Genomic DNA, 14830 nt, shown 5'->3' on the forward strand with positions numbered 1-14830 from the left:
GCTGTCCTAACGGCGAGATGCCGAGGACACGCCAGCCACTTCGGCCAGGGCGTCCAGCGCGCGGGCGAGCGATTCGCCCCCGCGCACTTCCACCGTGAACACCATGTGGGCCAGCGACTGCTTGCTCTGCGTATTCACGCCCACCACGTTCAGGCGCAACCGCGCAAAGACTTCGGACAAGTCGCGCAGCAGACCGGGCCGGTCGTGCGCGCGCACGCTGATGTCTACCGGATAGAAGGTGTCGGAGGTCTCGCCCCAGGCCACTTCGATCACGCGCTCGGGTTCGCGAGCGGCCAGCGCCAGGTAGCTGTGGCAATCGCAGCGGTGAATGGACACACCGCGCCCGCGTGTGACGAAGCCCACGATGGCGTCCGGCGGCGCCGGGCGGCAGCAACGGGCCAACTGCGTCAACAGCGACCCCACCCCCACCACCAGCACGCCGCTTTTGCCGCTTTTCTCGGCGCTGCCCGCGCTGGCGTGGCGCAGCGCGGCCGGCTGCGGCTCGACGGCCGGTCCCGGCTGCTGGAACACGCTGTCGATCTGGCGCAGGCTGAACTCTTCCTTGGCGGCCGCCACGTACAGGTCGTCGGCGCGGGCAAAGCCCAGGTTCTGCGCCAGCTGTTCCAGATTGACCGCCGTCTTGCCCAGCCGCTGCAGTTCCTTTTCGACCAGCGCCTGCCCTTGGGTAATGCGCTGCTGCAGCTCGATGGCGTTGAACCACATGCGCACCTTGGCGCGGGCGCGCGGGCTGGCCAGGAACCCCAACTGAGGGTTGAGCCAGTCGCGCGACGGACCGCCTGACTTGGCGGAAATGATCTCGACGGTCTGGCCGGTGGACAGCCGCGTCTGCAGCGGCACCATCTGCCCGTCGACGCGGGCGCCGCGGCAGCGGTGGCCCAGGTCGGTATGCAAGTGATAGGCGAAATCCACCGGCGTGGCGCCGGCGGGCAGTTCGATCACCCGCGCCTGCGGCGTCAGCACGTAGATACGTTCATCGGTATGCGCGGGCGCCGTGACCACATTGCGGTTCTTGCCCGGCCCCGACTTGGTCGGACCCGCCTTGGCGGCGTCCGGCTTGGCGGCATCCCCCCCCGGCTCGGCCCCGCCCTCGACATCGCTGTTCCACGCCAGCAGTTGGCGCATCCAGGCCAGTTGGCGGTCGTATTCGCTGGAGGCCGCTACCTGGCCGCCCTTGGCGCCCGCTTCCTTGTAGCGCCAGTGCGCGGCCATGCCGTACTCGGCAAACTGATGCATCTCGCGCGTGCGGATCTGCACTTCGAATGGCCTGCCGTCATCGTCCGTCACCACCGTATGCAGCGAGCGGTAACCGTTGGGCTTGGGCCGCGAGATGTAATCGTCGAACTCGTCGGACAACGGCGTCCACATTTCGTGCACCAGGCCCAACGCCGTATAGCAGGCGCGCACATCCTCGACAATGATGCGCAAGGCGCGCAAGTCGTACATCTGGGTGAAATCCAGGCGCTTGACCCGCATCTTGTTCCAGATACTGTAGATGTGCTTGGGCCGGCCGCTGACTTCGGCCTCGATACCGGACTTGGACAAGGCGGTCTGCAAGCGGTCGATCGCGCCGGCGATGAACGCTTCGCGTTCGACGCGCTTTTCTTCCAGCAGGCGGGCGATCTGCTTGTAGCGATCGGGTTCCAGGAAGCGGAAGGCCAGATCTTCCATTTCCCATTTGATCTGCCAGATGCCCAGGCGGTTCGCCAGCGGCGCGTACAAGTCCAGCGTTTCACGCGCAAAGGCGGTCGAGCACGGCGCCTTGCTTTCGGCGTGCCAGCGCAAGGTGCGCAGGCGGGAGGCCAGCCGCATCAGCACGATGCGAAGGTCGGCCGCCATGGCGAGCAGCATCTTGCGCTGCATTTCCTTTTGCGAGCCGCTTTCGGCCTCGGCGTCGCTGGCCTGGCGGGCCACCACGCCCAGGCGCAACAGCGCGCGGGTGCCCTGGACCAGCCGCGCGACCTCGGCGCCGAACGCGACGGCCACGGGGTCATTGCGCAGGGCCGGCGCGGGCGCCATCAAGTCGGTCGGCAAGGCGGCCAGCAGCGCCGCGGCGCGCGTGGCGGCGTCGGTGTGCAGCGCCGCCAGGATGCGGACCACGCCAGCGCCGTGACTGGCCAGGGGCTCGCCCGTCAGCGCCTGCTGCCCTTCAAACCGAGGGATGGCCCAGGCCACGGCCTGGTCGATCAGCGCCATGCCGTGGGCGTCCAGGCCCGCCCCTACCTCCTGCCGCCAGGAAGCGTCGAAAGGCGAAGGCGCATCGGGAACTGGCGGGGCGGACATGACGGTTGTCGAGCGGGATCGGGTTGAGATTCCCGACACTCTACACTAGGGCTTGCAACCCCTGAATCCCCTGCCTTATCCCGATATATCGAAGGAACCCAAGCTTATGTTGCGCTGGCTCAAGGGCCGGGGCGCCCGCCCCGCCGAGGTGGCCGAGATGCAGGCCCGCATCTCGCCCGAACTCTGGCGCCAGGTACTGGACGCCCACCCCTTCCTCTCGGTGTTGAACGACGGCGAAACCGCCCAGCTGCTGGCGCGGTCGGCCTGGCTGCTGGCCAGCAAGACCATCAATGGCGCGCAGGGCCTGGAGGTCTCGGATGGGATGCGCCTGTCCATCGCGGCGCAGGCCAGCCTGCCCATCCTGAACCTGGCGCCCGAACTCTATGAGGGCTGGGACGAGATCATCGTCTACCCCGCCAGCTTCCGCATTCCCCGGTCGCGCCAGGACGACGACGGCGTGGTCCACGAGTACATCGAGGACGCCGCCGGCGAAGCGTGGGAAGGCGGCCCGCTGGTGCTTTCCTGGGAAGACACGCAATTGTCGGAAGGCGGCTTCAACGTGGTCATCCACGAATTCGCCCACAAGCTGGACCTGCGCTCGGGCTTCGCGGACGGCATGCCGTCGCTGGCGGCGCATCGGGATCTGAAACCGAAGGTCTGGCGGCAAGTGCTGGACGACAGCCTGGACCGCTTCATCGCCGCGCTGGATGCGGTCGAGGCGGCCATCCCGCCTGACGTGGACCCCGAAAGCGAGGAGGCGGACGCCTGGTACGGCCAGTTGCCGATGGACCCGTACGCGGCCACGGACGAAGCGGAGTTCTTTGCCGTCAGCTCCGAACACTTCTTCGTGGACCCCGTTCCCATGCAGCAGGCGCTACCCGAATGGTATGGCTTGCTGCGGGCGTATTACCGGCAAGACCCCCTGGAACGCTACGCATGAAGCAGTTGCTGATCATCTGGCATTCGCGCACGGGCGCAGCCCGGCAGATGGCCGAGGCCGCGGCCCGCGGCGCGACCGCGGCTGCCGCGCAACTCGAGCAGGCGGATGAATTGCACATCATCCTGCGGCGCGCGGCAGACGCCGCGGCCGATGATTTGCTGGCCAGCCAGGGTTTTTTGTTCTGCGCGCCGGAGAACCTGGCGAGCCTCAGCGGCGAGATGAAAGAGTGCTTTGACCGCAATTACTACGCGGTGCTGGACCGCATCCAGGGCTTGCCCTACGGTTGCGCCATCAGTGCCGGCAGCGACGGCTCGGGCGCGGCGCGGCAGGTTGAACGGATTTGCACGGGCTGGCGGCTGAAACCCGTGGCGCCGCCTTTGATCGTGAACCTGGGCGCGCAGACCGCGGAACAGATTTGGGCCGAGAAGACGGTGCCAGCGCAGGATCTGGCCAGGTGCGAGGAATTGGGCGGACTGTTGGCAGGGGTGGTGCTGATGGGGGGATGATGGGTTGCGCGCAAGAAAGGCCCACGCCCAAAGAAAAAGCCCTTCGGCATGCCGAAGGGCTTTTCACTTGCCGGCGGATATCGCTTAGACGGCAGCCGTCACGACGATCTCGACCTTGAAATCGGGATTGGCCAGGCGGGCTTCGACCGTGGCGCGCGGGGGCGAATTGCCATCGGCGACCCAAGCGTCCCATGCCTTGTTCATGCCATCGAATTCCTTCATGTTGGCCACGTAGATCTGGGCCATCAGGATCTTGGTCTTGTCGGTGCCGGCTTCGGCCAGCAGGCGATCGATCGTCGCCAGCACTTGTTCGGTCTGGCCGGTGATGTCCAGCTTGGCATCGTCAGGCACCTGGCCCGCCAGATACGCGACGCCGTTGTACACGGCCATGTCCGACAGGCGCTTGGCAACGTGGAAGCGCTTGATGCTGCTCATGAATATTCCCCTAGAGTCGAGTGGGTGGATTGGATCAAAACAGGCAAACCAGCAATTTACCCCGAGCCGCGCTCAGGCGGGAGGCAACTGGAACACCTGGCGCAGATACGCCAGGTAAGCGGGATCGTCGCACATGGTCTTTTCGGGCGCATCGGACACCTTGGCCACGGGCTGGCCATTGCAGCGGACCATTTTCATGACGATCTGCAGCGGTTCGTGGCCCAGGTCGTTGGTGAGGTTGGTGCCGATGCCGAACGACACCTTGCAGCGTCCGGCGAACTGGCGAGCCAGTTCGATCGCGCGCGGGAACGTCAGTGAATCGGAGAACACCAGGGTCTTGGCGCGGGGATCCACGCGGTTCTTGCGGTAGTGTTCAAGCAGGCGCTCGCCCCAGACGAAGGGATCGCCGGAATCGTGGCGCGCGCCGTCGAAGAGTTTGCAGAAATACATGTCGAAGTCTCGCAGGAAGGCATCCATGCCATAGACGTCCGACAACGCGATACCCAGATCGCCGCGATATTCCTTGGCCCAGACTTCCAGCGCATACACCTGCGAATCACGCAGGCGCGGGCCCAGCGCCTGGCAGGCCTGCAAGTATTCGTGGCCCATCGTGCCCAGCGGCAGCACTTCGTGCTGCTTGGCCAGCAAGACATTGCTGGTGCCCGCGAAGTGCGGACCCATCTGCGCCTTCATTGTGGACACGACTTCCTGGTGCCAGACCTTCGAGAAGCGGCGGCGCGTGCCGTATTCAGCGACGCGGAAATCGGCCAGCGCCGGGTCGTCCAGCACCAGGTGCATCTTGGACTGCAGGCGCTGACGGCCCTCTTCCCAGTCGGGATTCTTGCGCGTATTGCGGAAATAGACTTCGTTGACGATGGCCAGCACCGGGATCTCGAACAGGATCGTGTGCAGCCACGGGCCCTTGACCTCGATCGAGATCTCGCCGGGCGCGTCGCCCTCGCCGATGTGGATGCAGCGCTCGGGCATATGGAACAACCCAAGGAAATCAACGAAGTCGCTTTTGATGAAACGCAAGCCACCCAGGTAATCCAGTTCGTCCTGGGTGAAGCGCAACTGGCACAATTGATGCACTTCCTCGCGGATTTCGTCCAGATACGGGCGCAGGTCGGCCCCTACGGTGCGGCACTTGTAACGGTACTCGACCTGTGCAGCGGGGAATTGATGCAGCACCACTTGCATCATGCTGAATTTGTACAGATCGGTGTCGAGCAGCGAAGTGATTATCATGATTGCGCGTATCGTTTCGCGACACCATAGCATAGAGGGCCGGGGGTTCAGGGCGATGGGCCACGATGTCAATACGGGTATTACCGGCACATCCGGCCCGCATTGGGTAAAATCCGGCCAACAAGACACAAAAGCCGCCGATCCCGGAGTTCCTGAATGACCCACGTTGTCACCGAAAACTGTATTAAGTGCAAGTACACCGATTGCGTTGATGTGTGCCCGGTGGACTGTTTTCGTGAGGGTCCGAACTTCCTCGTGATCGATCCGGACGAATGCATCGACTGTGCCGTGTGCATCCCCGAATGCCCGGCCAATGCGATCTACGCCGAAGAAGACGTGCCGCAGGACCAACTGAATTTCATCGCGCTGAACGCCGAACTGTCCCCCGAGTTCGCCAGCATCAGCCGCGCCAAGAAGCCCCTGCCGGACGCCGACGACTGGAACGGCAAGCAGGACAAGCTGCAATACCTGGAAAAATAATCCGCGGCCGCTGGCTGCCGCCTGGCGGCCGGCATCGTGCGATGCCCCGATGACCGACGACTCCAAATACACGCGCCAGACCGTAACCCAGATCCATACCTGGGTGCCCGACAAGCTGTTCTCCGTTCGCGTGACCCGCGACGACGCGTATACGTTCCTGCCGGGCCAGTTCGCCCGGGTCGGTTTACCGGGAGCCGACGCCCCCGAAGGCCCGCCCACGCTGTGGCGCGCCTATTCCATGGTGTCGGCCCCGCAAGAGTCCGGGCTGGAGTTCTATTCCATCGTCGTCCCCGACGGCCTGTTCAGCCCGCGCATGGCGCAACTGCGTCCGGGCGACGCCCTGTACGTGGAAAAGACGCCCTACGGCTTCCTGACGCTGGAACGCTTCGCCCCGGGGGGCGACCTCTGGTTGCTGGCCTCTGGCACCGGCCTGTCGGCCTACCTGTCCATCCTTCGCGACCCGGCCACCTGGCGCGCCTACCGCCGCATCATCCTGGTGCATGGCGTGCGCACCGCGGCAGAGCTGGCCTACCGCGAAGAGATCGAATCCTGGGGCCAGCGGCCCGAACTGGCAGACCTGCACGCGGCCGATCCGCGCAAGCTCGTCTACCTGCCGATCGCCACCCGCGAACCCCTGCCGGGCATGCCGCAAGCCCGCCTGACGACGCTGATCGCGGACGGCCGGCTGGAACAGCTGGCCGGGCTGCCGCTGGATCCGGAACATGCCAAGATCATGCTTTGCGGCAACCCCGAGATGCTGACGGATGCCCGCAAGCTGCTGGGTGAACGCGGTTTCAAGCCGGGCCGCCGAGGCATCCCCGGCAACCTGGCGGTTGAGAACTACTGGTGATCCCGCACGGCCCGGCGTAGTGCATATATCCCCCGTTTGGTCTCTGGGCAGGGCAAAAAAACGCCCTAAACTGGTGCTTAATGGGATGACGGGTCTCTTTTTTGCAACAGAATCCCGGTTTCTGCCGCAGTTTCTTTAGGCTGATTGGATATATCTTTAGTCCTCGGCGCAATAATCGGGGCACACGCACGACCCAGAAGGACTTCCCCCAAATGCTGTACCAATTGCACGAAATGCAGCGCGCCTTCCTGACTCCGTTCGCTGCATTCACGGATGCCGGTTCCCAGCTGTTCTCCAGCCCATACAGCCCCCTCGCTTACACCCCGATTTCCCGCCAGATGGCTGCCGGGTACGAGTTGATGACGCGGATCGGCAAGGAATATCAGAAGCCCGCCTGGAATCTTCCCGAGACGCAGATCAACGGCAAGCCCGTGCGCGTTACCGAAACCCTGGCACTGGACAAGCCCTTCTGCCGCCTGGTGCACTTCCACCGCGACGTGCGCGCCGCCGGCCGCGACGACCCCAAGGTGTTGCTGGTGGCGCCGCTGTCGGGCCACCACGCCACGCTGCTGCGCGACACCGTGCGCGCCCTGCTGCCCAACCATGACGTGTACGTCACGGACTGGGTCGACGCCCGCATGGTGCCCCTGGCGGCCGGCCCCTTCCATTTGAACGACTACGTGCGCTATGTGCAGGATTTCATCCGGCACCTGGGCCCGGACGTGCATGTGATCTCGGTCTGCCAGCCCACCGTGCCCGTGCTGGCCGCCGTGTCGCTGATGGCTACCGCCAACGATCCCTGCCAGCCGCGCAGCATGGTGATGATGGGCGGCCCCATCGATCCGCGCCAGTCGCCCACGCAGGTCAACCGCCTGGCCACGACCAAACCGTATTCCTGGTTTGAAAGCCAGGTCATCCATCCGGTGCCGCCCCGCTATCCGGGCGCCGGCCGCAAGGTCTATCCGGGTTTCCTGCAGCATGCCGGGTTCATGGCCATGAACCCGGACCGCCACATGAAGTCGCACTACGAGTTCTACCTGGACCTGCTGCGCGGGGACGACAGCGACGCCGAAGCGCATCGCCGCTTCTACGACGAATACAACGCCGTGCTGGACATGCCGGCCGAGTTCTACCTGGACACGATCCGCATGGTGTTCCAGGACTTCTCGCTGCCCAATGGCACGTGGGAAATGGACGGCCAGACCGTGCGCCCGGCCGACATCAAGCAGGTTGCCCTGTTCACCATCGAAGGCGAACTGGACGATATCTCGGGCCAGGGCCAGACCCGCGCGGCGATCACGCTGTGCAAGAACATCCCGGCCGAACGCAAGACGCACTACACCGCCCCCAACTGCGGCCATTACGGGATTTTCTCGGGCCGCCGCTGGCGCGAAATGATCTGTCCTAAAATTGCCGAATTCATCCGGCAATCGACGTAGGATGGGTCAAGCGCGAGCAAGCCTGAACTAGAACCCGGACGTTAAGCGCGCGCAACCCATCAAGCGGCTTTGGTTGCATGGCAAAAACAGCCATGCAGCCACCGCAGCTTGATGCGTTGCGCGCGTTGCGCTGTTGAGTCCTTGCCCAAGGACTCTCGCGCTTCGCCCCATCCTGCCGTCCCCTGTTCCAAACCATGTCCTGTCGCTCACTTGCCGACCGCATCGACGCCTTGCTGCCCCAGACGCAATGCACTAAATGCGGCTATGACGGTTGCCGGCCCTATGCCGACGCCATTGCCCAGGGGGCAGCCCCGATCAATCGCTGCCCGCCCGGCGGCGACGACGGCATCGCCGCGCTTGCCTCCCTGCTGCAGACCCCTGCCCTGCCGCTGGATCTGGCGCGTGGCGAACCCGGCCCGCTGCTGGTCGCCCGCATCGACGAATCCCATTGCATTGGCTGTACGCTGTGCATCCAGGCCTGTCCCGTGGATGCGATCGTGGGCGCCAACAAGCACATGCATACGGTGCTGGCCGACTGGTGTACCGGCTGCGACCTGTGCGTGGCCCCCTGTCCGGTCGATTGCATCCAGATGGTCCCCGCGGGGCGCGCCTGGAGCGCGCAGGACGCTGCCGTCAGCCGGCAGCGCCATCGCAACCACCAGGCCCGGGTGGAACGCCTGGCGGCCGACAACACGCGCCTGATGGCCCCGGAGGCCCCCGCTCAGGCGCTTCCTGAGGCCGCCGCCGGCGACGCCCACAGCGAAGACCGCAAGCGTTCCGCCATTGAATCCGCATTGGCCCGCGCCCGGGCCCGCCGCAATCCGACGCAGCCATGAACGCAGCCAAACGCAGAGAGATATTCGCCCGCCTGCAGGCGGCCAATCCGCACCCCACCACCGAACTGGAATACGACACGCCGTTCCAACTGCTGATCGCGGTGCTGCTGTCGGCGCAGGCGACCGACAAATCGGTCAACATCGCCACGCGCAAGTTCTTCCCGCAGTACGGCACGCCACAGGCCTTGCTTGCGCTAGGCGAGGAAGGCCTGTCCGACTACATCAAGACGATCGGCCTGTATCGCACCAAGGCCAAGAACACGATCGCGACTTGCCGAATCCTGATCGAGCAGCACGGCGGCGAGGTACCGCAAACGCGCGAGGCGCTGGAATCGCTGCCGGGCGTGGGCCGCAAGACGGCCAACGTCGTGCTGAACACCGCCTTCGGCCAACCCACCATGGCAGTCGACACGCACATCTTCCGTGTCTCCAACCGCACCGGCATCGCCCCGGGCAAGAACGTGCTGGAAGTCGAAGAAAAACTGGTGAAGTTCGTGCCGCGCGAATACATGCAGGATGCGCATCACTGGCTGATCCTGCTGGGCCGCTACGTCTGCGTGGCGCGCAAACCGAAATGCCCGCAATGCGGCATATCGGATCTCTGCGAATTCAAACAGAAAACGCCCGCGTAAATTCCATCGCGCCGGCCATTTCCGAATTATTTCATCGCCTGAAAAACCGGGTTTTCCCTGCCTGCAATTGCACAACGCGTTGATAACAATCAACGCGTATTTGCTGCAACGCATTGGATAAGGAAAAGGGTTTTCCCGCCTTGCCGGCCCGGTATTGTCGGCGTGCCGACAATTCGTCATGCCGCACTGCAAAACCTATGTAAAACCCTCATGGAATTTTGATAAAGAGGTCCGCATACTCGCCGGCAACTCATCGGAAATCAGCGAACAATCGCTGGATTCACGACCCTGCGGGGGCCTGGCGCAATGACGGCAGGTTGAGACCATAAAAAATCAACGCCGGTGCAGCGGACATGGATGACACAATCCTGGAGACAAAAGGCCTCACCAAGGAGTTCCGCGGATTCGTCGCGGTCAATGGGGTCGATTTGCGTATCAAGCGGGGCGAGATTCATGCCTTGATCGGGCCTAACGGCGCGGGCAAGACGACTTGCTTCAACCTGCTTACCAAGTTCTTATCTCCCACTTCGGGAACGATCAAGTTCAACGGCATCGACATCACTGGCGATCGCCCCGCGCAGATCGCGCGGCGCGGCGTGATCCGCTCGTTCCAGATTTCGGCGGTGTTTCCTCACCTGACCGTGCTTGAAAACGTGCGGATCGGCTTGCAGCGCAAGACCGGCCTGTCGTTCCACTTCTGGCAAAGCGACAAGCGGCTGGCGGCCCTGAACGAGCCGGCGCGCGCGTTGCTGGAACAGGTGGACCTGGGCGCCTTCGCGGACGAGACCACGGTGAACCTGCCGTACGGCCGCAAGCGCGCGCTGGAGATCGCGACGACGCTGGCGATGGAACCCGAACTGATGCTGCTGGACGAACCCACGCAGGGCATGGGCCACGAAGACGTGGACCGCGTCACGCAGCTGATCAAGCGCGTCAGCGCCGGGCGCACGATCCTGATGGTGGAGCACAACATGAACGTGGTGTCCTCCATCGCCAACACCATTACCGTGCTGGCGCGCGGATCGGTGCTGGCCGAGGGCACGTACGCCGAAGTCTCGCGCCATCCCGCCGTGATGCAAGCCTACATGGGCACCACCGACGGCGAACTTCAAGGAGCGCACGCATGAGCACCCCGGCATTGGAAATCTCGGGCTTGCAAGCCTGGTACGGGGAATCGCATATCCTGCACGGCGTCGATATGCGTGTGGGGCAAGGCGAAGTCGTCACGCTGCTGGGCCGCAACGGCGCCGGCCGCACGACCACGCTACGGGCCATTCTTGGCCTGACGGGATCGCGCAAGGGCTCGGTACGCATACATGGCACCGAAGCCATCGACCTGCCCACCTACAAGATTGCCCACCTGGGCGTGGGCTATTGCCCCGAAGAGCGCGGCATCTTCGCCAGCCTGTCTTGCGAAGAAAACCTGCTGCTGCCGCCCGTCGTCGGTTCGCTGGGCGGCGGGATGTCGCTGGCTGAAATCTACGACATGTTTCCCAACCTGCAAGAGCGCCGGAATTCGCCGGGCACGCGCTTGTCGGGCGGCGAACAACAGATGCTGGCGGTGGCGCGCATCTTGCGCACCGGCGCCAACCTGCTGCTGCTGGACGAAATCTCCGAAGGCCTCGCGCCCGTCATCGTGCAGGCGCTTGCCCGCATGATCACGACGCTGAAGCAGCGCGGCTACACCATCGTCATGGTGGAGCAGAACTTCCGCTTCGCGGCTCCGCTGGCCGACCGCTTCTATGTGATGGAGCATGGCCAGATCGTCGAGCATTTCGAAGCGGCTGAACTTTCAGAAAAACAGGACACGCTCAACGAACTGCTGGGCGTCTAAAACAACCTGTCATCCGCCGGAACCCCGGCAACACTACACCGTAGGGAAGAGGAGTCATCCCATGAAGCTGCACACCATCACTGCTGCACTGGCCATGGCGGGCCTGGGATTTGCGGGGGTAACCGCCCACGCGCAAGGTATCTCCGACGATGTCATCCGCATCGGCTTCATCACCGACATGTCGGGCGTGTATTCCGACATCGACGGCAAGGCCGGTCTGGACGCGATCCGCATGGCGATCGAAGACGCCGGCGGCTCGATCAACGGCAAGAAGATCGAAGTGGTCTCGGCCGATCACCAGAACAAGGCCGACGTGGCGTCGGCCCGCGTGCGCGAGTGGTTCGACGAACAGAAGGTGGACGTCATCATCGCCGGCACGAACTCGTCGACCAGCCTGGCCATGGCCGGCGTGGCCGCAGCCAAGAAGAAGCCGTTCATGGCAATCGGCGCGGGCGCGTCGGACCTGACCAACGCGCAATGTTCGCCCTACACCGTGCACTACGCCTACGACACCGTGGCCCTGGCGCGCGGCACCGGTTCCGCCGTCGTGAAGGACGGCGGCAAGAGCTGGTTCTTCCTGACCGCCGACTACGCCTTCGGCCATGCGCTGGAACGTGACACCATGGCAGTCGTCAAGGCCGCGGGTGGCGATGTAAGAGGCCAGGTGCGCGCGCCGCTGGGCGCCTCGGACTTCTCGTCCTTCCTGCTGCAGGCGCAAGCCTCCAAGGCGCAGATCCTGGGTCTGGCCAACGCAGGCGGCGACACCATCAACGCGATCAAAGCCGCCAATGAATTCGGCGTGACCAAGACCATGAAGATGGCGGGTCTGCTGGTCTTCATCAACGACGTGCACGCGCTGGGCCTGCAGGCCACGCAGGGCATGTACCTGACCGACGGCTGGTACTGGGACCAATCCGACGCTTCGCGCGCCTGGTCCAAGAAGTTCGAAGCCAAGGTCGGCCGCAAGCCGTCCATGCTGCAGGCGGGCGACTATTCCGCCCTTAGCTTCTATCTGAACGCAGTCAAGGCCACCGGCACGGACGACGGCGATGCCGTGATGAAGTGGATGAAGTCCAACAAGGTCAACGACTTCTTCGCCCAAGGCGGCTACGTCCGCGAAGACGGCCGCATGATCCACGACATGTACCTGATGCAGGTCAAGACCCCGGCCGAATCCAAGGCCCCGTGGGACTACTACAAGGTCGTGGCGACGCTGCCCGGCGACGAGGTCTACACCAAGTTGTCCGAGTCCACCTGCAAGCTGGTCAAAAAGTAATCCACCGGCTTATGTGACCCCGAGGTGCGGTCAGGCGCAAGCCGCCGCGGCCGCACCTTGAATTTGCTCGCTTCCATCCGTACGCGCAGGATTTTCACAAGATGACTGACCTTTTCGGCATCCCTATACAGGCCTTGTTCGGCCAGCTATTACTGGGCCTGGTCAACGGTTCCTTCTATGCCATGTTGTCGCTCGGGCTTGCCGTTATCTTCGGGCTGCTTAACGTCATCAACTTCGCGCACGGCGCGCTTTACATGCTGGGCGCGTTCATCGCCTGGATGGGGCTGTCGTACCTGGGGTTGAACTACTGGATCATGCTGGTCCTGGCGCCGTTGGTCGTCGGGCTATTCGGCATCGTTATCGAGAAGCTGCTGCTCAAGCACCTGTACAAGCTTGACCACTTGTATGGCCTGCTGCTGACCTTCGGGCTGACGCTGCTGATCGAAGGGCTGTTCCGCAGCTTCTATGGCGTGTCGGGCCAACCCTATCCCACGCCCGATGCCTTGCGCGGCGCGACCAACCTGGGCTTCATGATTCTGCCGAACTACCGCGGCTGGGTCGTGGCGGCATCGGTGGTGGTGTGCCTGGCAACCTGGTTCGTGATCGAACGCACCCGCCTGGGCGCCCTGCTGCGCGCCGGCACCGAAAACCCGCGCCTGGTCGAGGCCTTTGGCGTGAACGTGCCTCGCATGATCACGCTGACCTACGGCTTTGGCGTGGCGCTGGCGGGCTTTGCCGGCGTGCTGGCCGCGCCCGTCCTGCAGATTTCCCCGCTGATGGGGTCCAACCTCATCATCGTCGTGTTCGCCGTGGTCGTGATCGGGGGCATGGGGTCCATCATGGGCGCCATCGTCACCGGTCTGGGCCTGGGCGTGATTGAAGGACTGACGAAGGTGTTCTGGCCCGAAGCCTCCAGCACCGTCGTGTTCATCATCATGGCCATCGTTCTGTTGATCCGCCCGGCCGGGCTGTTCGGAAAAGAAAAATGAATCGTCAATTCCTGGGCTATGCGGTCCTGGCCGTCGTGGTGGCCGCTCTACCCTTTCTCGGGGTGTATCCGATCTTCGCCATGAAGATCATGTGCTATGCGCTTTTCGCCTGCGCATTCAACCTGCTGCTGGGCTTTACGGGGCTGCTGTCCTTCGGGCATGCCGCGTTCCTGGGCAGCGCGGCGTATGCCGCCGGCCATGCGATGAAGGTCTGGGGCTTTCCCACCGAAATCGGCCTGTTGTTCGGCGTGGGCGTGGCGGCCCTGCTGGGGCTGGCAATGGGCGCCATCGCCATCCGGCGCAGCGGCATCTACTTTGCGATGATCACGCTGGCGCTGGCGCAGATGGTGTTCTTCTTCTTCCTGCAGGCCAAGTTCACGGGCGGCGAAGACGGCCTGCAAAGCGTGCCGCGCGGCACCTTGCTGGGGCTGGTCGACCTGTCCAAGGACATCAACCTGTATTACGTGGTGATGGCGATCTTCATCATCGGCTACTTCATCATCTGGCGCACGGTGAACTCGCCCTTCGGGCAAGTGCTGCAGGCGCTGCGTGAGAACGAGCCGCGCGCCGTTTCGCTGGGCTACGACGTCGACCGGTTCAAGCTGCTGGCCTTCGTGCTGTCGGCCGCGCTGGCCGGACTGGCGGGCGCCACCAAGACCCTGGTGTTCGTGTCGGCGACCCTGTCGGACGCCACCTGGCAGATGTCCGGCCTGGTCATCCTGATGACGCTGATCGGCGGGCTTGGCACCTTGACGGGGCCGATCCTGGGCGCCTTCATCGTGGTGCTGCTGGAGAACAAGGTGGGCGACTTCGGCCAGATGATGGCCAACCTGACCGGCGTGGAATGGTTCCTGCGCCTGGGTGAATCCGTCACGATCGTGATCGGCCTGATCTTCGTGATCTGCGTGCTGGCCTTCCGCCGCGGCATCGTAGGCGAAGTCGGCGCGTTCATCGACCGCCGGCGCGCCGCCCGCGCCTGACCCGCCAAGGCATGGCATCCGGACGGGGCCGCATCATGCGGCCCCGTTTGCTTTTGCTCGGTCCCAAGCCCCCGTACAATAAAA

Annotated in this window: 15 protein-coding genes; 12 read left to right on the forward strand and 3 right to left on the reverse strand. The window is 64.0% G+C overall.

What is annotated here, in order from left to right; all coding sequences use genetic code 11:
* Positions 1-6: 6 nt before the first annotated feature.
* Complete coding sequence (locus CQ050_RS01735; RefSeq protein ID WP_105555119.1) at positions 7-2301, reverse strand: bifunctional (p)ppGpp synthetase/guanosine-3',5'-bis(diphosphate) 3'-pyrophosphohydrolase; 2295 nt, start codon at positions 2299-2301, stop codon at positions 7-9.
* Between the two features lie 106 nt (positions 2302-2407).
* Here CQ050_RS01735 and CQ050_RS01740 point away from each other — a divergent pair, with 106 nt between their 5' ends.
* Positions 2408-3241 (forward strand): zinc-dependent peptidase, encoded by an 834-nt coding sequence (locus CQ050_RS01740; RefSeq protein ID WP_105555120.1) that lies wholly within the window; start codon positions 2408-2410, stop codon positions 3239-3241.
* Positions 3238-3747 (forward strand): flavodoxin, encoded by a 510-nt coding sequence (locus CQ050_RS01745; RefSeq protein WP_105555121.1) that lies wholly within the window; start codon positions 3238-3240, stop codon positions 3745-3747. The genes CQ050_RS01740 and CQ050_RS01745 overlap by 4 nt, the downstream gene beginning before the upstream one ends.
* Before the next feature lie 84 nt (positions 3748-3831).
* Here the strand turns inward: CQ050_RS01745 and CQ050_RS01750 are convergent, their stop codons facing one another.
* Positions 3832-4182 carry a RidA family protein gene (locus CQ050_RS01750; protein WP_006223803.1) on the reverse strand — a complete coding sequence of 117 codons (351 nt, stop codon included), beginning with the start codon at positions 4180-4182 and terminating at the stop codon, positions 3832-3834.
* Between the two features lie 72 nt (positions 4183-4254).
* Positions 4255-5430 (reverse strand): nicotinate phosphoribosyltransferase, encoded by a 1176-nt coding sequence (gene pncB, locus CQ050_RS01755; RefSeq protein WP_199196711.1) that lies wholly within the window; start codon positions 5428-5430, stop codon positions 4255-4257.
* A 156-nt stretch (positions 5431-5586) separates the two neighbouring features.
* Here pncB and fdxA point away from each other — a divergent pair, with 156 nt between their 5' ends.
* From fdxA to CQ050_RS01805, 10 genes are all read left to right on the forward strand, one after another.
* Entirely contained in the window at positions 5587-5910 is a 324-nt protein-coding gene (fdxA, locus tag CQ050_RS01760) for a ferredoxin FdxA (RefSeq protein ID WP_006218015.1), read from the forward strand.
* Between the two features lie 49 nt (positions 5911-5959).
* Entirely contained in the window at positions 5960-6760 is an 801-nt protein-coding gene (locus CQ050_RS01765) for a ferredoxin--NADP reductase (protein ID WP_105555123.1), read from the forward strand.
* A 212-nt stretch (positions 6761-6972) separates the two neighbouring features.
* A complete protein-coding gene (locus CQ050_RS01770) occupies positions 6973-8199 on the forward strand; it encodes a polyhydroxyalkanoate depolymerase (protein ID WP_105555124.1) in 1227 nt (408 codons plus the stop codon).
* Positions 8200-8393: 194 nt separating this feature from the next.
* Positions 8394-9035 (forward strand): electron transport complex subunit RsxB, encoded by a 642-nt coding sequence (gene rsxB, locus CQ050_RS01775; RefSeq protein ID WP_105555125.1) that lies wholly within the window; start codon positions 8394-8396, stop codon positions 9033-9035.
* A complete protein-coding gene (gene nth / locus CQ050_RS01780; RefSeq protein WP_105555126.1) occupies positions 9032-9667 on the forward strand; it encodes an endonuclease III in 636 nt (211 codons plus the stop codon). The genes rsxB and nth overlap by 4 nt, the downstream gene beginning before the upstream one ends.
* 353 nt (positions 9668-10020) lie before the next feature.
* Positions 10021-10794 carry an ABC transporter ATP-binding protein gene (locus CQ050_RS01785; protein WP_105555127.1) on the forward strand — a complete coding sequence of 258 codons (774 nt, stop codon included), beginning with the start codon at positions 10021-10023 and terminating at the stop codon, positions 10792-10794.
* Entirely contained in the window at positions 10791-11501 is a 711-nt protein-coding gene (locus CQ050_RS01790) for an ABC transporter ATP-binding protein (RefSeq protein WP_006223796.1), read from the forward strand. Before CQ050_RS01785 ends, CQ050_RS01790 begins: the two co-directional genes overlap by 4 nt.
* Positions 11502-11562: 61 nt before the next feature.
* On the forward strand, positions 11563-12777 hold the full coding sequence (locus CQ050_RS01795; RefSeq protein ID WP_105555128.1) for an ABC transporter substrate-binding protein: 1215 nt from the start codon (positions 11563-11565) through the stop codon (positions 12775-12777).
* Positions 12778-12878: 101 nt separating this feature from the next.
* Positions 12879-13766 carry a branched-chain amino acid ABC transporter permease gene (locus tag CQ050_RS01800; protein ID WP_105555129.1) on the forward strand — a complete coding sequence of 296 codons (888 nt, stop codon included), beginning with the start codon at positions 12879-12881 and terminating at the stop codon, positions 13764-13766.
* On the forward strand, positions 13763-14746 hold the full coding sequence (locus tag CQ050_RS01805; protein ID WP_105555130.1) for a branched-chain amino acid ABC transporter permease: 984 nt from the start codon (positions 13763-13765) through the stop codon (positions 14744-14746). The genes CQ050_RS01800 and CQ050_RS01805 overlap by 4 nt, the downstream gene beginning before the upstream one ends.
* Positions 14747-14830 lie beyond the last annotated feature (84 nt).

The organism is Achromobacter sp. MYb9 (assembly GCF_002975275.1).
Lineage (GTDB): Bacteria > Pseudomonadota > Gammaproteobacteria > Burkholderiales > Burkholderiaceae_B > Achromobacter.